The following is a 16,932-nucleotide window of genomic DNA, read 5'->3' on the forward strand; positions in this document are numbered from 1 at the left end:
GCCCCTCTATCGCTTCGCAGCGGCTGCCGTCCCGCCCGCCATCAGCCCGGCCGCGAGCGGGCTGCCCATGCCGAGCGTCAGCAGGCTGAGGCCGGAGCCGATGATGTTCGTGGTCATGCTGTTCCGGCTCGCGACGGCGTCGGCGGCGTTCTTCTGGCCGGTCTGGACGGCGCTCAGGCCGGCATTGGCCGCGTTCCAGATGTTGTTGGCGCCGAGGCCGGCGAGGTTCTGGTAGAGGCCGGATTCCTGCCCGGCCGTCGTGCCCCAGACATTGCTGACGTCGCGGCCCTGCTGCGCCAGGAGGTTGCCGAGATTCTGCTGGATGCCGGACTGCGTCGCTGCCGTCTGCTGGCCCATGCCGGCAAGGCCCTGAACCTGCCCCTGCCAGCGGCCGTAATCCTCGTCGGCCAGGGCGTTCGCCCGGTCGCTGATCGCCTGCATGGTGTTGCCGGAGCCGAGCGCCCCGAGCGCGGAAGCCTTGCGCGCGACCGCATCCGTCGCCTCATCGACGCGGCGCTGATAGCCGGGGCTGGCGCGATAGGCGTTGACGGTGCTGTCATAGCCCGCCTGGCCGTTGAGGCCGAGGCTGTCCTCGTAAGTGCCGAGCGCGCGCAGGCCTGATTGCGCATAGGGGTCGAGCCGCTCGATCGCCGCCTGGTATTGCGGCGCCGCCGCGGCATAGCCCTGCTCGAGCGCGGCGAGACTGTTCGTCCGCCCGGTGCCGAGCGCGTTGAGCGCGTTCGTCTGCGTATTGCCCAGAAGCTCAGCGACGCGATTGCTCGCATCCTGTGCCTGGTCATAGCCCCAGATGCCGATATTTCGGCTCGCGGTGCCAGCTGCCATGTCGTTGGATCCCTGATGAGAGGCGATGCATCGGCCCGAAAACTGGATTGCGGTTGTCGGGAAAGCCGATGCGAAAGCGAGGAGCTAGTAGCCGGTGACGTCGATGACGGCGTATTCGCCGACATTGCCGTAGGCGCCCGAGGCACCGAAGGCCCCGAGGCTCTTGACGGCCGAAGTGATGCTATTGCCGGAGGAACGCAGGCAGTGCGCGAACAGGCGGTTGCCGGCGGGAAGACCGAGATTCACGCCGAAGAACGGAGCCCGCATGATCAGCGGGGCATAGGTTCTCCCCGGCGCCCCGGTGAAGCCGGTATCGCAGCCGAGGAAGCGGACGGCCTTGATGATCGGGGCGCTGGAGTCGAAGACGAGACGGCTCGACGCGTCGTAGACCTTCAGGCCGAAATCGGAATATGAGCCGGTCAGGATGTCGAAGACGTAGAAATCGACCGTCTCCGTCACGGCCTCACCGACGAGATTGGTGATGAACATCCAATTGAATGTCCAGGTGCCGCCGTCAAAGTAGGAATGCAGCATGACCGGGTGCAGCGCGGAGGCGCGGCACGCGACCAGCACCTCCTCGCCACCGGAGACGGTGATCGCCATGGGCTGCCCGCCATATCCGGCCGGGACAGGCGGCGACGTGGCCGCGACCGAGACCGAAACCGATCTCTTCTCGCGGAAGCCCATGTTCCGCCAGGTCTCGTCGATCTGGACGGTGTTGAATTCGTTATAGACGATGAGCCCGTCCGCCATCAGTAGACCACGTATTGCAGCCGGGTCGTCGGGTGGGCGGCTGTCAGCGTGTAGACCATCACGTTGCCGACAAAGCTGATGCTGGGCGCGAGCATCCCTTCGCCCGGCCAGAATGACAGCGCGTTGTTCGAATGCATCGTGCAGAAGCAATGCGGCTCGCCGGTCAGGAACCCGTCATTGGTGATCGTGCCTGACACCGGGCCGGGACCGACAATGGCCGTCCCGAGAAAGCGCAGCAGCCGATCGGCGCTGTCGAGGACGAGGTTGCCGCTTGCGTCCCAGACCTTGAGACCGGCGGCCATCAGATGTTGACCCCGATGGCGACGCGCAGGACGTTGCTCGCGTCGTAGATCCTGGTGTTCTCGTTGGTGATTTCCTGCCGCGCCCCGCTCGTGCCGGAGCGGAGCACAATCGGCACGCCGAACACGAAGGCGCTGCCATTGTAGGTGAGAACCTGCTGCGCCGTGCCACTGTCGGTGAAGTACATGGCGGAAGCAGTGAACCCGATCGCGGAGCCGCCGCCAGAGAGCGCAATCGCCTCCATGCCGGCGTAGGAACTGCCGGCCGCGATATGCCAGCCATAGGCCGCGGAGGCGCCGCTCGGGGCCGCCTTGGCAGCGAGGTAGACCGCGCCGCTTGCCGTAGCGTTGTTGGCCCCGGTCCGAGCGCTGTTTGCCGTCGCCTCAACCGTGGTGACGGCGGATGCAATCGCCGTGTCAGCAGCAATACGAGCGTTCGTCTCGGTGACGATCGATGCGGCGTTCGTGGCCGATGAGGCTTCAACCGTATCGATCTGCGAGGCCAGAATGCCGTCGTCAGTCTCGCGGATCGTGGCCTCTGTGGTGATCTGCGCCTGAAGGTCTCCAGCCGTGAACTCAAGCGTCGTGACCTTCGTCGTCAGGTCGACGACGGATTGCTTCATCCAGCCCCAGAGGCTCTGGACCCAGTCCTGCCAGGCCTGCGTCGGGCGCCCGTCTTCCCTGACGACCGGCTGAAGGCTGGTCAGGATGAACGGGATATTGTCGGGCTTCACATCGGCCATCTCACCACCCTCGCCTGGAGCGCTTCCTCGACATGCGCAAGTGCTCTATCTCTCTGATTTGACGCATTTCTCTGACGCGAACCGGCACCCGTTTCGCTCGAGCATGTGCTAGGTGCCGCGCGCCGCCAGGCGCTCGGCCGTGGCGCCGCTGAAGGAGAAATCCGCCGTGCCCTCGCCGCGGAAGCGGACGATCAGGCCGTGCTGCGTGCCGAGCCCGAGACTGGCGACGCTGAGCGGCCATCTCCCCGCATCGGCGAGCGAGCGCGTCAGCTCGTCCGACCAGGTCTTGCCGCCATCATGCGACCAGGACACGAGCACCTGCTCGGCCGCCTCGGTGAAGTCCGCCGAGAGCCTGCAGGCGATACGCGCCGGAAAATCCTTGAGCGGGCCGGACTGGATGAGCCAGGGCAGCGGCTGCCCGTTCTCGCTCAGCGTTGCCGTGAGAGCCTGAAGGTTGCCGCCCAACGTGTCGCCAAAGACCCATAGGCCGTTCGAATAGATCGAGCGCGAGGCGCGCCAGCGCGCCGGCGTTGTGAGTTTGCTGGTCTTCTCGTGCCAGGCATTGGCGGAGACGTCATAGACCCAGGTGCCGGCATCGCTGGACACCGCGACGAAGCCGCGCCCGTTCCAGACGAAGACGCAGAGCTCGAGCGAGGCGATGGTCGAGGCGGCGATGAACCGGTCGACATCGGCCGTCGACACCGTCGCCGTCTCGTAGCCCTGCAGCGTCCTGACCGTCCTGTCGGAGGCGACGAAGAAGACCGGGTTGTTCCAGGCCTCCTCATGGCCGGCGACCGCCATGGTGGTGAGGATGCCGATCGGCGGCACGGTCGCGGCGCGCTGCAGCGGGAACGGTGCCGTGCCGACATTGACATAGGGCTCGATCGTGCTGGAGCCGAAGGCATAGGCGATGTTGCCGGAGACGGCGATGCGGCGCAGCCCGTCCGCCCGGTTCTCAGCCGTCGCGAAGCTCAGCGCATTGATCGCCGTGCTGTTCAGATCTGAGGCGAAGATCCGGCCGTCGGGCAGCGAGAACAGGAAATAGCCGCCGAGGAAGTCGACGCTGTTGACCGATGCCGGCAGGTCGGCATCGGGATAGGCGGAGACCGCGCTCGCGCTCAGCAGATAGGCGCCGCCACTCTCGCGCACCGCCACGATATCGGGCGTCGAGACGCCGCCTGTGACCTTGTTGTTGCGCGCCAGCGTGACGCCGTCGCTGCCCGGGATCGCGCCGGTCAGCGTGGTGACGGCGCCTCCGGCCGAGACCGTGACGACGGCTCCGTTGAACACGGCATATTTGACGCCGTTGACATCGAGCATGCCGCGAAGCGGCGCGCTCTTGCCGGTCGCCGAGAGGGTCACCAGCCCGGGATCGCGCCGGACATAGGTTCGCCCGCCCTCCTGCACGGCATGGCAGTTCAGATAGCGCCCCTCGCCCTCCCCCGGCCTGGCGCCTGGGGTCGAGCTCCTGGGGAAGGGAAAGGCCGTGCCCGCCATCAGACGCCATCCGTGATCGACCAGGGGCGACGCCGCAGCAGCGCCTTGTCGACCCTGAGCATGGCGCCGGTGCCGCGTCCGATGCGCTGGATCGTACGCAGCTCGTCCTCGGCCGCCTGCTTGGCGCCATAGTCACGCGGGCGGCCGAATTTCGGGCCGCAGATCTCGGTCAGATAGGCGGTGAGCGCGTTGAACACCGCGTCCTCGATGCTCTCGGCATCGGGGATATAGATGATGTTGCGCCGCGCGAGCTCGGCCAGCGTCGTGTCGAGGCGCTGCTCGACCCAGGCCGTGTCGTCGGCATTCGGCGTCTGCCCGGAGGCGAGGGAAAACAACTCCCCCAGCACCTCGCGGACCAAGGCTGCCTTGTCCTGGCTCATGGCGTGCCCTCGATGAAAAAGGGCGGCCCGAGGGCCGCCCGTCTGGTTTTCGTTTCGTCCTGGATCACGCCGTGCCGTTGATGCGCGTCGCGAGGTTCGGGCGCACCGGCGTCACGCCGTAGAGCACGTCGAAGCGCCAGGTGCTGACATCGTTGCTGATGTCGTAGCCGGAGGTAACGCGCACCGAGAGCCCGTCCTCGTTGATGCGGGCCTTGAAGGCGGCGCCCTCCGGCAGCTCCATCGGGACCACGGCCAGGTGGAAGGCGTCCTTGTGGAAGATCATCGGCTGGCGGTAGCCGGTGCCGCCGGTGCCGAGCACGGTGATCGGCGCGTTGTCCGCCGGCACGGCGCTGACCGTCCGGTAGGGGCCCGACGCGATGATCGGCGGCGAGATCGTCAGCGCCGCCGGGCCGGTCGAGGCGCCGGAATTGGCGTCGGCCAGCACGACGAACTGGCGCAGGAACGGCAAGGTGCTGCCGTCGATCGGGTTCACCGCATAGACATTGGCGATGGTGACGATATCGCCGGCCCTGAGGATGCCGGCGGTGGAATTGGTCCAGCCATCGGTGTTCAGGGTCTGCGAATAGCTCTGCTTCGAAGCCGCATAGCTGACGCCCTGGTCGGCGCCCTGGACCAGCGGCGTGCCGGTGGCGACGCCGACGGTGTGGGTCTTGACGTTCTGGGACATGTAGACATCCGAGCCGTCGAGCATGGGCAGCCGCGCCTTCTGCAGCGCGTTCCGCGACACGCCGGTGTCGTAGTAGTTGTTGAACGCGCCCTTCAGCCCGGCATCATCGGCCGGCGACAGCAGGCCGTTGCGGCCATCCTGCGGAATGGCGAACTCGTTCAGCCGCTCCGTGCCCTTCAGGTAATCGGGATAGGAATCGATGACCTGGCCGGGCGTGCCGACATGGTTCGGCACGAAGCGGTAGAGCCCGGCCAGATCGGCATCGATGCGGTTGGCGAAGGCGTGCATCAGCGGGCGGATCTTCTCCTCGCCGATGCGCCGCGCCCCCTTCGGCCCCGACAGGAACATGGTGAGTTCCTTGGAGGTGAAGGACAGGCCCTTGTTGAGCTGGGTGTTGACGGTGACGTTCATCGTCGCTTCCTCGGCCTCGGCGACCGAGAGGGTCGCGCCTTCGCCGGGGATGAAATTCTCCGGGCGCTTGACGCGCACGGTGTCGCCGACCTTCCAGCCCTTCACGTCATCGGCGAACTCGCCCTCATGGACGCGCGAGACCAGATTGCCGAGCACCAGCGCATTCTTGAGCTGGTACTGCGCTTCCCGGACAATGATGTCCTGGACCTTCATGTCATTTGCCATTGCGGCTGTTCCCTAGGAGTTTCGCCAGCGCTCGTAGTCGCTCATCGACTTGCCGAGGCTGCGTGTTGGGGAGGCGCCACCCTTCAGCGGGCTGATGGGAGGGCTGGCGCCGGTGATGGTCCTCGGCTTGGGAGCCGAGACCTTGCCCTCGATGCGGCCGATCTCGCGCGCCGCCTCCAGCGGAGACAGCGCATTGAGGCCGGCGGCCATGCGCGGGTTCTTGGCGAGGAAATAGGCGACGAGAGGGGCTTTCTCGCCCGCCTCGAGGATCAGGCTTTCGATGAGCGGCGTCGGCTGATAGCTCGCCTTGCCGAGGACCTCGACCAGGTCGGGCACGTCCCTGGTGAGGGCGGCCATATTGTCCTGGTAATCGTCGGCCAGATCGCGGATGCGCTCCGAGCGGGCGGCTTGCGCCTGCTCGGCCCCCTCCCGGATCTGGCGGGAGACCTGGCGCCTGTCCAGGTCATAGGCCGTCTTCGCCGTCTGGTAGTCGAACCAGTCGGAGAAATCGGCCTCCCTTGGGGCTTCGCCGATACGAGCCGTGACCGCCGCCTCGATCGCCGCGCCATCCTGCACGGTGCTGGGCACCGACCCGGATTTCAGCTGGGCAAGCTCGGCTCTCAGCCGCTCGTTCTGCTGGCGCAGGCGCTCGGATTTGGATTTCTTCCGCGGCCTGTCGCTCTCGCCCCTGTCCTCGTCATCGCCCTCGGCCGCGCCGGGATTGTCCGGCTCGGCCTCGGGCCAGGTCTCGGCCAGTTCCGCTTCAGCCCGAACCTCGCCGGTCCCGACCTCGGTGGTCCTGATCGCCTGATCCTGTGTCGTCTGGCTTCCCGAAGGCTCGTTCGTGACGGCTTCCGGGGTGGCCCTGTTATCCTCACTCATGCTGCATCCAATAAAAAAGCCGCCCGGATGAGGGGCGGCACGGTCATCGTGGCGGAGTCCGCCTCATGCGAACCCCTGCCCGAAGCGGTTAGAGCTGCGGGAGCTGTCCCGGCTGCTCGTGGATTGAAAAAGCCGCCTCGGAGGGCGGCTGATCGATCGGCATCGGTCCTGCTGCGGTCGGTATCTCGGGCGGCGGCCCTTGCAGCGCCCGCACGATCTGACCGACGACGCCCTGCAACTCGATGATGGCACCGGCCATGCGTTCCAGCGCCGGATCGGGCGCATTCTCGACGGGCTGAAGCTGCGGCGGCACGGCGGGCGCGACCAGCGCGGCCCGCAGCTCGAGCTCCGCCCGTTCGGCCTCGGCCTGCTTGCGGCGCGCATCGGCCTGCTTGCCGGCGGCCTCCGCCTCCTTCGCGGCGAGCTCCAGCGCCGCCATCTGCTGCTGCGCGGGGTCGACGGGGGGCGGCTGCATCGCCTGCTGCATGGCTTGCGGCAGGGGCTTGCCTTCCTTCTGCGCCTTCAGCGCCCTGATCTCGGGCGGCAGCAGCACTTCCAGGCGCTCGCCGATCTCCTCGGCCAGCGGCCATTCCTGGCTCCTGGCGTAGAGATCGCCGATCAGCGGCGCGACCTGCGGGTTGCCCTGCATGAAGGCCTGCATGCCCGCCCTCGCCTCTTCGCGTCTGGTCGAAAAGCTCGGCCCCATCTGCAGCGTCACGTCATAGGAGCCGGTCGTGACATCATTGACCAGGCGCGGCGTCAGCCCATCCGCCTCCAGCCCGCCGACCTGGTTGATCGGGATCTGCTCGATCTTTCCGTCCTCGCCGATGATCCTGAGGATGCGGGCGGTGTCGTAGACGTAAGGGATCAGGTCGTTGAGGATCTTGCCGGTGTGGCGGATCGCGCGGGACCAGTTGTCGAGATAGACGAAGGTGCCGGTATCGGCCTGCCGGTCGCGGGCATTGACCGCGACGCCGCTGGTCTCGTTCGAGCGCGCCCCGAGCGAGGCATTGTAGATGCCGATGACCGACTGGATATGCCGCTCGGCCCGCATGATGCCATCCGAGAAGCCCTGCGAGGACACGGCCGGCTGGACCCGCTGTGGCGGGATATTCCCGTTGGCCGGGTCGGGCGTATAGGGCAGATAGGGGTGGTTCTTGCGGTTCGCCGTCTCCCAGACGTCCTGGTATTTCTCAAAGTTCTTCTCGGTGCCGGTGAAGGGCGCCTTGGGCTGGAGCGCGACGGCCTCGGTCTCGGCCGAGACATTGTAGTTGAGCGAGCGCTGCGGATCCTTGGCGAAGCGGATCAGGCCATGGCGCACGGTGCGCGGGCCGATGCGGATCTCCTCGCCGACGACCGGGATGATCGGGATATAGGCGCCCGGCCATTCCTCCGGACCTTCGACGACCTCCATGGCGGTGACGACGCAGCGATAGACCTTGTAGGCCTCGCGCTGCTCGACACGGGCGCCGGCGGCCCGGAGCTGCGCGGCAAGAGCGGGATCATCGCTGACATCGACGACCGCGCCGTCCTCGCCCAGCGCCAGCATCTTCCTGGCCGGCTTCTTGTACCAGTATTCGGCAATGCGGATCGTGTCGGCCGTGGCCCAGTCGGAATGAGCCTGGCTGCTGCGCTCGCCCGTCGACGAGAAATCGACCGGGGTCGCGTCGGGATAGTGCTTCTCGAACCTCGACCTGGAGATATCGACCGGGATCAGGCATTTGACCGCGTCTTCCCTGGTTTGCGCGGTCGCGTCGAGATCGAACATGACGCCGAGCGCGTCGTCGATCGGGGCGACGCGCAGCTCGGTGTTGAAGGTCGTCCCCTCCGCATATTCCTTCAGGACGCGCCAGGCGCCGATCCCGCAGGTGACCTGGCTGTCGCCGCCCTGGTAATAGATGCTCGGCGCATCCGAGCGGTTCTCGATATAGCGGATGACGCCGGCGCGGGCCTCGGCCTTCTCCTCGTCGCCGACATCGTCGACCGGGACGACCTTGATCGCCGGCCGCATCTGCCGCATGTCGCCGGTGACCTGCCGGATATATTGCGGCATCACATTGACGGTCTGGACCGGGCGGCCCTCGCTCAGGCGCTCGGCCTCGACCGTGCCGGGCCATTGGTTGCCGGCCTTGAACTCGAGATCGTCATAGGCGGCATCGATATTGTGCTGCTCGCGCTCGGTCCAATCATCATAGAGCTTGAGCGCGTCGCGGACGATCCCGGCGCTGTCGTCGTCGCCGAACCTCTCGCGGCCATGGGTCTCGTCGAGAGGCATCTCGTCGGCTTTTGCGGGGGTTTTCATGCGGCCATCCAGTCACTGGGCCGGCCGCCGATGCGCAGCCGGCGCCCGGCCGTTTCCGGCTCGGCGAAGCGCAGCATCATCAGGCCGTAGCGTGTCGCGGAGAGAAGGTCGTCGCGTTCTTTCACGATCTTGCCGTCCTTGCGGTGGTAGAGGCGGAACTCGTCGAACCATTCGCCGAGATGGCGGGCGACCTTCAGCCGCCCGGTCTGCATGCGCTCGAGCATGTCGAGCACGCCGGCCTCGACGCCGAAGGAGCCATCCGCGAAGGTCGCGCGCTCGGGCAGCAGGTTCAGCCCCTGCCGGCGATAGAGCTCGGCGAGCTGCTCGCCCGAGCCCTTGTCATGCTGCAACCCGTCATGCGGCCAGGCCCAGGGCAGCTTCTCGCCCCAGGCCTTCAGCGCCGCGGCGTGGATGACCGGTGTCTGTTCGCGCTGGCGATAGGCGGCGATGACATGGACGCAATCGGCGTCGCGGTCCCAGGCCAGCTTGACCGCCGCGGTCGGGTGGTCCCAGCCGAAATCGAGCCCGCCGATCAGGGCCCAGGCGCGCTGGACCTCCGGCGCGGCGCAGGCGATCTCATCATCGGCGAGCGGGAAGACGCGCCCGGAGCCGAGCGTCGGGATGCCCTTCGTCCTGGCCTCGCGCTCATGCGCCGGGTAGCTGGCGATGATCGCGGCGCGCTGCTCGGGCGTGTAATGCTCGGCATCCTCGATCGTCATCCGCGTGATATGGCGTGTCATGCGAGCCCGCATTCCCCGATGAACTGGTGGACGACATCGCTCATGCCCTTGAGGGGCGTGAAGGTGAGATAGACCATGCCGTTGGTGGCGTTGGTGCGGGTCAGCCCCTCGAAATAGATCTCGGCGGGCGGCTCCTCGTCGAACCAGACGCAATCGAGCGTCTCGCCCTGCCATTTCGTGCGGCCCATATCGTAGGACTTGAAGCCGAGGATGCTGGTGCCGCCGGAGACATGGCGCACCCTCACCCCGTCCAGCGCATCCGGCACGCTCTGCCGGCGCTTCCAGTCGAGCAGCGCGGCTTTCGGGATCAGCCCGGTGCCCCATTGCGCCTCGTCCTTGGGCTCGCCGATGAGCAGCCTTTGCGCAGCGTCGCGCGTGACCTCGTTGGTCTCGGATCCCGCCCAGAAGCGGACCGGCCTGTCGAACCTGCGGCCCTGCCACCAGTCCGGATAGGCCCCGGTGAGGTGGATGGCCGCCTCGGCCGCGCCGGAATAGGTCTTGCCGAGCTGGTTGCCGGCCATGAACAGGCGCTCGCGATGCTCGGCCCCGGCCGCGTGAAAGGCGCGCTGCCTGGCATAGGGCCGGTAGCGCTGGAGCCGCGTTTCAGCCTGGCGGCGCTGCTTCTCCGCCAGCAGCCGCACCAGCTCGCGCTTCGCTTCCAAGCGGGAGATCGAGGGCGGCGGCAAGCTGGCGGATGCGCTGATCAAGCTGCTCATCGCTCAACTCGATATCCGTGGTGACCTTCAGCTCATTGGGCAGGAGCGAGGCGACAAGCTTCAGATAATGCTCCGGCTTTTCGGAGCGGATGGTCTCGATGACCTGCGGCCCATGCTCCTGGAAATCATCCTGGAGCGCCTGGACGAAAGCCTGCCCGAGCCGGTTGCGCGAACCTTTTGGGCGGGTGGTGGGTGGTGAGGGTGGGAGGTGGGGGCTCTTGCCATGTTGATTCATCGGAGGACTCTATGTTGCTGGCAGGGCAAGCTTTCTCATTGGTGAGGCAGGCCCTTCGCCCGCCCTGCTCGCTCATTGCTCACTGCGAGGACCGCTCCCTTCGCCCTGTTCTGCGTTGCTCATCGCGCCGGTCGCGCCTGCCTCGCCATCAAGGCGGGGCGTGGCGATGACGCGCTCATTGAGCTCGACAAGCACCGTTGAGGTGACGAGCGACGAGACTTCCTTGATGCGAGAATCGACAAGACCGTGCCAGACACGAGCCGAGCCCTACTGTATGTCGCGCATTCGCTCGGAAGGCTTGGCTGGGCCGGTCGTCAGCACCCGCGACGCATATCAGCGGGCCAGCCTCGCATCACGCCCGGCCTCAAGAGGTCTTCGCCCTCCTCTGCCGGTACGCCTCAAGGTGCTGAGATCTTGCCCTGCCAGCGGGATATCGCCCCGGAATCAAAAACGCCCGACCTCTCGACCGGGCGCAAATAACCATGTTGCATATTGGGATAGCAGCCACCGGAATCGCCTGCAAGCAGCTCGTTCGGGTTGTGGATCAGTGTGAATTCCGGCGACCTAAACGCTGTACGGGATATGAAATCTCCCCTTTTGGCGCTTGATCGGCCCGTTCTGATAGAGACGTTATCCCTTTGCCGTCTCGGTCTCTAGAAAGCCGCATCCGCTGAGGACACAGTCAGGCTACCGGCATCAATGTACTTGTGCATCCCAGCATTGCGCTGGAATTGAGAGTCCCCTAAGGGCAATCGCTTGTATCCACGTCGCAATTTGGCTCTTTCCAGACTCTGGGGGCGTCGGCCTAGGGGACGGCGTCGCTAGTAGTCGAAATACTGTTTTTCCTTGATCCCTGCTCGCTCCGAAATCAGAATCTTCTGGGGGCTCGATTGCGATTCGGCTGGGGATTTGTCACTGCAGAGCGGTGATCGTCAGTCGATTAAGAGATATGCCTCCCTTGGAGGCGATTGAAATGGGTGATCTTTGGTGTTCGGAGCGACTGGACGAGTGGCTCGGACTGAAGCCTCGCCTCGAGAATGCGCCTGCTAAGGATGCCGACGCGGACGAGCCGGATCCCGAAGGCTGGCGCTCGCGGTTCCAGCAGGACTACGACCGGCTGCTATTCAGTACGCCCGTGCGCAGACTTTCGGACAAGACTCAAGTTTGGCCAATGGACGAGAACGATGGCGTCAGGACGCGCCTGACACACTCGCACGAAGTGGCTAACTTGGCTCGTTCAATAGGGTCGCGGGTCGCCGCAATCTCGCCGGGTATCTTCGGTGACGCCGACCTGCACGAAGTCATCCAACCGATTTTGTCGGCCATCGGCTTGGCGCACGATCTTGGAAACCCGCCATTCGGACATCAGGGGGAGACCGCGATGTCCAACTGGTTCCGTAAGCGCGACCCATGGATTTTCGCGAATGCGCGCGAGAACGGTTCGGGGTTGCCCATTTCCGTTCCGGTTGCACTGCGGAACGAGTTCCTGTCTTTCGACGGCAATCCCCAGTCGCTACGCCTTATCACCAAACTGCAGACCTCAGTGTCGAATGTTGGATTGAACCTGACGGCGGCGACACTAGCCGCATCCCTTAAGTACCCAGTGTCGGCCTCCGGCCGCGACAAGTCGCGCCCGATCCGGAAGAAGGTTGGTTACTTCCACTCCGAGATTGAGATCGTGAACTGGGTTCGCGGCGCGACGGGCCTCGCTGAGGGGCAGCGTCATCCGCTGACATGGATCATGGAAGCGTGCGACGACATCGCCTATTCCGTCCTCGACGTGGACGACGTGATGAAGAAGGGGATCGTTTCCCCGGACGACGTCCATGCCATCCTGAAGTCCGACCCGAAGCTCGGTGGCATTTCCGCGATCGGTCGGATCCAGATGTCGTTCGACAAGGTCAATGCCAGCGCCCGAAGGACCGAAGTCGTCCGCGATATCAAAATCGGCTACCTCAGGGCGATCCTGATCGAGGCTCTGATCAAGGAAGCGAGTTCAGCCTACGTGGCGAACTGCGAAGCGATCAACGCATTGAGCCACGAGCAGCCGTTAATGGATCACAGCGTGCTCTGCAAAGCCCTAAAACGCATCGCCAACCAGTATGCGTTCTCGAACTCCTCCGTGCTGCGGATGGAGGCTTTCGGCGCTGCCGCGATCGATGAACTGATGACCTTTTTCTGGGGCGCTATATCCGATCGGGAGGATCCGGACGACATGATGTCGGCTCCGATTTCGGCTAGAGGGAAGTACGGGCGGTCCCTGATCAGCCCCAACTACGTCGAGGATGCCGTGCTTGCGGCAAAGCCGCTTGGTGAGGAGGGAGGGTTGCGATACCGGGAACTGAGACTACTGACCGATATGGTCTCGGGCATGACCGATACCTTCGCTATCAAGTTATGGGAGAAGATCCAACAGGTGCCCGATGTCCGTAGCGACTGACAAGAGCGTCCTGAAGAAGCGGCTCGACCGCTTTATCTGGGACAGCCCGCGGCCTCGCTCGATAGCTCTGAGGCGATCGTTGCGTGAGGACTTCATGACGCTTGGCCGGACGGCAGTGATCGGCGGAATGGTTCGAGATTTCGCCCGGCGGGGCCGTGGCGGTTTCGGCTCTGACGTGGATCTCGTGATCGACGCTACACCCGAAGCGGTAGATTCATTCGCGCGCGAAAGGCAGGCGGAGCGAAATCGTTTCGGCGGCTATTCCCTCACTACCGGCTCTTGGAAAATCGATTTCTGGGCGTTGCGGTCGACCTGGGGATCGCGGCATGGGCACGCGTCCGTCGACAGCCTTGAGGACGTAACGAAGTGCACCTTCTTCGACTGCGACGCCGTCATTTACGATCTTGATGCGCGCCGTGTGTTCTGCCGGGATGACTACCTCGATCAGATACGCTGCAAGGTCATTGAGATCAATCTACTTCCGAACCCCTCAATCAACGGCAACCTCATTCGGGCAATCCGACGAATGCTGCTTTGGGATTTCGAAGCTGGCCCGCGCCTGACTACTTTTATTACGGATCACCTAGACGAAGAGCGTTTCGAGCAGATTGCACTCGTAGACCGCGAACTCTATTCGGATGCGCTGATCGCGAGATCCGCAACGGCCAGTAACCTCAAGCGACTTCTACTTGGGCGGGAAGAGCGCCGCGGTTTGGCTACTTTCTACGCGACGCAGCTCCCTCTGCCCGGTGTGTGGGAGCCCGATAACGCCCGGGACTTAAAGCGAAAGAAGCCGCACCAACGCTACTTCGGCTATACAGCACCGATAGCTCCGGCATTGGATTGAAAGGCGACAACATAAGCCGGTTGAAAGACAGTCGCTCTCACTGCACGACACACGCGGTTCGAGTACTCTTCGAGGTGGTTGTTCCTTCGAAAGATGCGGTTCGGCTGTGAAGAAGCTGCACAAAAACCAACTGCTCGGCGATGCGGGGGTCAGTCGTTTCGCTGCTCGCGTGGCCGACAGCGGATTGGTATTTCACCCCATTTCGGGAACGATGGACACCGGCATTGATGGCTTCATCGAGCTCCGTGATCCCGAGACCGGCGAGGTACGGGCGCAATTCGTCGCGGCGCAGCTCAAGACGGTGAGCACATTGGCGGAGGACAATGGCGAAACTTTCACATATCGCCCCGAAGCACGAGATCTCGAACATTGGTACAATGCGTCTGTTCCCGTGATCCTAGTCGTCGTGCAACCGACGACCGAACTGATCTGCTGGAAGTCCATCCAAACCTATTTCCAGGATCCCGAACGCAAGCGCGCACGCAAGGTAACCTTCGTGCGCGGCGAGGACGAGCTCACGTCGGGCTCGGCCTCGAAGCTCGCGGACTTGGTGGCCCGCTTCGCCCGACCGGGAGCGGTCACCCCGTCGATGCGGGTAGAGGAGGAGTTGGAGATCAACCTGCTGCGAGCGAGTTACCCGTACCGCCTCAACATCGCCAGCACCGAACTGGTTCCGGCGCAAATAAGCCCCGCGCTAAAGGAGGTTCGCGATCGGCCGCCGATCGACTGGGTCTATCACGATGGTCGCATCGTGGCGTTTCGGGACTTAGACGACCCGCTGTTCGCAAGGGCTTGTGATCGCGGCAGTATCGACCAGATCGAGACTCACGATTGGGTCACCTCGGAAAACGAGGTGACGAAACGCCTGTTCGTGAGGCTTCTTTCGCTATGCCTGGGTGAACGGCTTCGCGAGCGGCTGATGTTCGATCAAGGTCGGAGGTATCACTATTTCAAAAGCAACCCGCAGAAGCGAGGCAAGCGCGTCTACACGTTCAAGGATGGCCGTGGGGAAGGGAAGAAGACGGTGGTTTCCCTCCATGGCTTGAACAAGACCAAGGACGGCGCTTCATACGTGAGGCACGCCGCGTTCGTCCCCCGCTTCCTGGAGCTAGACGGTGAATGGTTCCTCGCCGTGGAGCCGACCTACCACTTCACGCGCGATGGCTTCAACGAGAGCCCGTACGGGTCTGACTATCTAAAGCGTATCAAGGAGATCGAGCGCAATTCCAATGTTCGCGGCCACGTCAGGATGTGGCGGGCCTTGCTGACGGAGAGCGGAGACCTCCTTCACGACGAGTACCCGTTCCTGAGCTTCGAGGCGCTCGCGCCACTTCCCCATGCGTACGGCGTGCCAGACGAGCTTTGGTCCAATCGCGAGGATCCCGAGATGAGCAAAGCAAGGAGGGCCGGTCAGAGTGAGCTCGACCTTTAGCCTTCGTCACATCCACGAGCCGCTTCTCGAGTTCGGCGGAGACGGTCGCCATCCCGACGTGCGGTTCGGGCTGATGGAGCACGGGCCCGTCGACTTCACAATGGATCGCACCAAGACTGTGCGCATCGGCCTCATCGGTTCGTCCGAGACGGTCGATGGCTTCCGCGAGTGGTGCGAACGATGCAGGTCGGAGGTACCAGCCAAGCAGAGTAGGCAGCCAAACCTCTTTCCGGCGTTTCCGGGTAACGGCCTCACGGGACCGTTCCGATGCTGGTTCGAGATAGACCGGCAGCACCAACGCGTCCTGCGACAGGCGGACATTTCCAAGGTGACAGGGGAACTCGATGATGGCGACGCCATTGGCCTCGCCGTCGCGCTTTTCGAGCAGGAGGTCCGAGACCTCGCCGAACTGGATCGGCCGCCCGAGGTCATCGTTTGCGCGCTTCCGATCGAGATCATAGAGCGCGTTAAGAACCTGCGGCCCACTGTCCTGGAAACGGAGGCCGAGAAGGATCAGGACGCCCTTGGCGAAGACGAGGACGATCCGGACGATAGGCTTTACAAGGATTTCAGAGGTGCGTTGAAGGCGGCGACGCTAACGAACAAGATCCCTATACAAATCGTCTGGCCGACGACTTTCGACGATCGTGCGGTCATAAGGCGGAAGCTGGCCAAGCTCTCGGAGAGACGCGTGCAGGACGAGGCCACCAGAGCCTGGAATTTCTTCTGCGCGCTCTACTACAAGGCCGGTGGCACGCCTTGGCGGATGATCCGTGACCGGGCTCCCTTGCTGACAACCTATCTCGGGATCTCTTTTTTCGAGGATCTAGGTCGGACCGCGCTGCGGACGAGCTCGGCGCAACTCTTCGACGAACGGGGCGAAGGGCTAATCCTCAAGGGCGGCCGGGCGCTTCGAGACAAGACGGATCGACACCCCTACTTGTCAGAAGAGGATGCCTACACCCTAACCAAGACGTCCTTAACCACTTACAAGAAGGAGTGGCGGACTTATCCCGCCAGGCTCGTGATCCACAAGAGCTCCCCTTACCACCCGGAGGAGCTTGCTGGGTTCAACGCGGCGCTGGACGAGCTTGGCATCGAACAAGCTGATCTACTTTGGCTGCCTCGCAAATCGAACGTGCGCCTGCTTCGGGACGGTGACTACCCGCCTCTGAGGGGCACCTCCATGCGGCTCGATAAGTCTTCAGCGCTTCTCTACACTCGTGGCAGTGTCGATTTCTTCGCCACGTATCCCGGCCTCTATGTCCCTAATCCTCTGTTGCTGAAGGCGCATCGACGGGACGAGACGGAGTGGGAAGAGTTGCTAAGAGAAACGCTGGCCCTTACAAAGATGAACTGGAATAATACCCAGTTCGATGGCGGCTTGCCCATCACGATGCGGGCCGCCCGACAGGTTGGTGAAATCCTTCGACACATGCCCGAAGGTATTACTCCAGACCCGAGATATCGCTTCTACATGTAACAGGACCACTGTGGTC

14 protein-coding genes and 1 pseudogene are annotated in these 16,932 nt (G+C 64.1%); 4 read left to right on the forward strand and 11 right to left on the reverse strand.

Going from position 1 to position 16,932, the window contains the following annotated elements; genetic code table 11:
- Positions 1–6 precede the first annotated feature (6 nt).
- The 11 genes and pseudogenes from EV560_RS16990 to EV560_RS35800 all read right to left on the reverse strand — a co-directional run bounded on the left by EV560_RS16990 (position 7) and on the right by EV560_RS35800 (position 10,714).
- Positions 7–843: a hypothetical protein gene (locus EV560_RS16990; RefSeq protein WP_131856972.1), complete on the reverse strand. Its 837-nt coding sequence runs from the start codon at positions 841–843 to the stop codon at positions 7–9.
- A gap of 84 nt (positions 844–927) precedes the next feature.
- Positions 928–1,596 (reverse strand): hypothetical protein, encoded by a 669-nt coding sequence (locus EV560_RS16995; RefSeq protein ID WP_131856973.1) that lies wholly within the window; start codon positions 1,594–1,596, stop codon positions 928–930.
- A complete protein-coding gene (locus tag EV560_RS17000) occupies positions 1,596–1,898 on the reverse strand; it encodes a hypothetical protein (protein ID WP_131856974.1) in 303 nt (100 codons plus the stop codon). Before EV560_RS17000 ends, EV560_RS16995 begins: the two co-directional genes overlap by 1 nt.
- Positions 1,898–2,638 carry a hypothetical protein gene (locus EV560_RS17005; RefSeq protein ID WP_131856975.1) on the reverse strand — a complete coding sequence of 247 codons (741 nt, stop codon included), beginning with the start codon at positions 2,636–2,638 and terminating at the stop codon, positions 1,898–1,900. The genes EV560_RS17000 and EV560_RS17005 overlap by 1 nt, the downstream gene beginning before the upstream one ends.
- Positions 2,639–2,746: 108 nt before the next feature.
- A complete protein-coding gene (locus tag EV560_RS17010; protein WP_131856976.1) occupies positions 2,747–4,135 on the reverse strand; it encodes a packaged DNA stabilization protein in 1,389 nt (462 codons plus the stop codon).
- On the reverse strand, positions 4,135–4,515 hold the full coding sequence (locus EV560_RS17015) for a hypothetical protein (RefSeq protein ID WP_131856977.1): 381 nt from the start codon (positions 4,513–4,515) through the stop codon (positions 4,135–4,137). The genes EV560_RS17010 and EV560_RS17015 overlap by 1 nt, the downstream gene beginning before the upstream one ends.
- 64 nt (positions 4,516–4,579) lie before the next feature.
- Entirely contained in the window at positions 4,580–5,839 is a 1,260-nt protein-coding gene (locus EV560_RS17020) for a P22 phage major capsid protein family protein (protein WP_131856978.1), read from the reverse strand.
- Positions 5,840–5,851: 12 nt separating this feature from the next.
- Entirely contained in the window at positions 5,852–6,721 is an 870-nt protein-coding gene (locus tag EV560_RS17025) for a hypothetical protein (protein WP_131856979.1), read from the reverse strand.
- Between the two features lie 88 nt (positions 6,722–6,809).
- Positions 6,810–9,023: a portal protein gene (locus tag EV560_RS17030; protein WP_131856980.1), complete on the reverse strand. Its 2,214-nt coding sequence runs from the start codon at positions 9,021–9,023 to the stop codon at positions 6,810–6,812.
- Positions 9,020–10,449, reverse strand: a pseudogene (locus EV560_RS36425) (terminase large subunit domain-containing protein). The gene EV560_RS17030 and the pseudogene EV560_RS36425 overlap by 4 nt, the downstream one beginning before the upstream one ends.
- Positions 10,367–10,714: a hypothetical protein gene (locus EV560_RS35800; protein WP_165923488.1), complete on the reverse strand. Its 348-nt coding sequence runs from the start codon at positions 10,712–10,714 to the stop codon at positions 10,367–10,369. Before EV560_RS35800 ends, EV560_RS36425 begins: the two are co-directional and overlap by 83 nt.
- A gap of 973 nt (positions 10,715–11,687) precedes the next feature.
- Here EV560_RS35800 and EV560_RS17045 point away from each other — a divergent pair.
- The 4 genes from EV560_RS17045 to EV560_RS17060 all read left to right on the forward strand — a co-directional run bounded on the left by EV560_RS17045 (position 11,688) and on the right by EV560_RS17060 (position 16,916).
- The gene (locus tag EV560_RS17045) at positions 11,688–13,154 is read left to right on the forward strand and encodes a deoxyguanosinetriphosphate triphosphohydrolase family protein (protein WP_165923508.1); all 1,467 of its coding nucleotides are present in this window, start codon (positions 11,688–11,690) and stop codon (positions 13,152–13,154) included.
- A 79-nt stretch (positions 13,155–13,233) separates the two neighbouring features.
- Positions 13,234–14,001, forward strand: coding sequence for a hypothetical protein (locus tag EV560_RS17050; protein WP_131856984.1), 768 nt, complete (start codon positions 13,234–13,236; stop codon positions 13,999–14,001).
- A 106-nt stretch (positions 14,002–14,107) separates the two neighbouring features.
- Positions 14,108–15,433: a DUF4365 domain-containing protein gene (locus tag EV560_RS17055; protein WP_165923509.1), complete on the forward strand. Its 1,326-nt coding sequence runs from the start codon at positions 14,108–14,110 to the stop codon at positions 15,431–15,433.
- Positions 15,417–16,916 (forward strand): argonaute/piwi family protein, encoded by a 1,500-nt coding sequence (locus EV560_RS17060; protein WP_131856986.1) that lies wholly within the window; start codon positions 15,417–15,419, stop codon positions 16,914–16,916. The genes EV560_RS17055 and EV560_RS17060 overlap by 17 nt, the downstream gene beginning before the upstream one ends.
- Positions 16,917–16,932 lie beyond the last annotated feature (16 nt).

It is taken from the genome of Allobosea sp. BK604, from assembly GCF_004341515.1.
Classification (GTDB): domain Bacteria; phylum Pseudomonadota; class Alphaproteobacteria; order Rhizobiales; family Beijerinckiaceae; genus Allobosea.

What these genes read in the sequence shown, in the direction of transcription:
- EV560_RS16990 (WP_131856972.1), bottom strand. Translation starts at nt 843, where the DNA reads ATGGCAGCTGGCACCGCGAGCCGAAATATCGGCATCTGGGGCTATGAC.
- EV560_RS16995 (WP_131856973.1), bottom strand. Translation starts at nt 1,596, where the DNA reads ATGGCGGACGGGCTCATCGTCTATAACGAATTCAACACCGTCCAGATC.
- EV560_RS17000 (WP_131856974.1), bottom strand. Translation starts at nt 1,898, where the DNA reads ATGGCCGCCGGTCTCAAGGTCTGGGACGCAAGCGGCAACCTCGTCCTC.
- EV560_RS17005 (WP_131856975.1), bottom strand. Translation starts at nt 2,638, where the DNA reads ATGGCCGATGTGAAGCCCGACAATATCCCGTTCATCCTGACCAGCCTT.
- EV560_RS17010 (WP_131856976.1), bottom strand. Translation starts at nt 4,135, where the DNA reads ATGGCGGGCACGGCCTTTCCCTTCCCCAGGAGCTCGACCCCAGGCGCC.
- EV560_RS17015 (WP_131856977.1), bottom strand. Translation starts at nt 4,515, where the DNA reads ATGAGCCAGGACAAGGCAGCCTTGGTCCGCGAGGTGCTGGGGGAGTTG.
- EV560_RS17020 (WP_131856978.1), bottom strand. Translation starts at nt 5,839, where the DNA reads ATGGCAAATGACATGAAGGTCCAGGACATCATTGTCCGGGAAGCGCAG.
- EV560_RS17025 (WP_131856979.1), bottom strand. Translation starts at nt 6,721, where the DNA reads ATGAGTGAGGATAACAGGGCCACCCCGGAAGCCGTCACGAACGAGCCT.
- EV560_RS17030 (WP_131856980.1), bottom strand. Translation starts at nt 9,023, where the DNA reads ATGAAAACCCCCGCAAAAGCCGACGAGATGCCTCTCGACGAGACCCAT.
- EV560_RS35800 (WP_165923488.1), bottom strand. Translation starts at nt 10,714, where the DNA reads ATGAATCAACATGGCAAGAGCCCCCACCTCCCACCCTCACCACCCACC.
- EV560_RS17045 (WP_165923508.1), top strand. Translation starts at nt 11,688, where the DNA reads ATGGGTGATCTTTGGTGTTCGGAGCGACTGGACGAGTGGCTCGGACTG.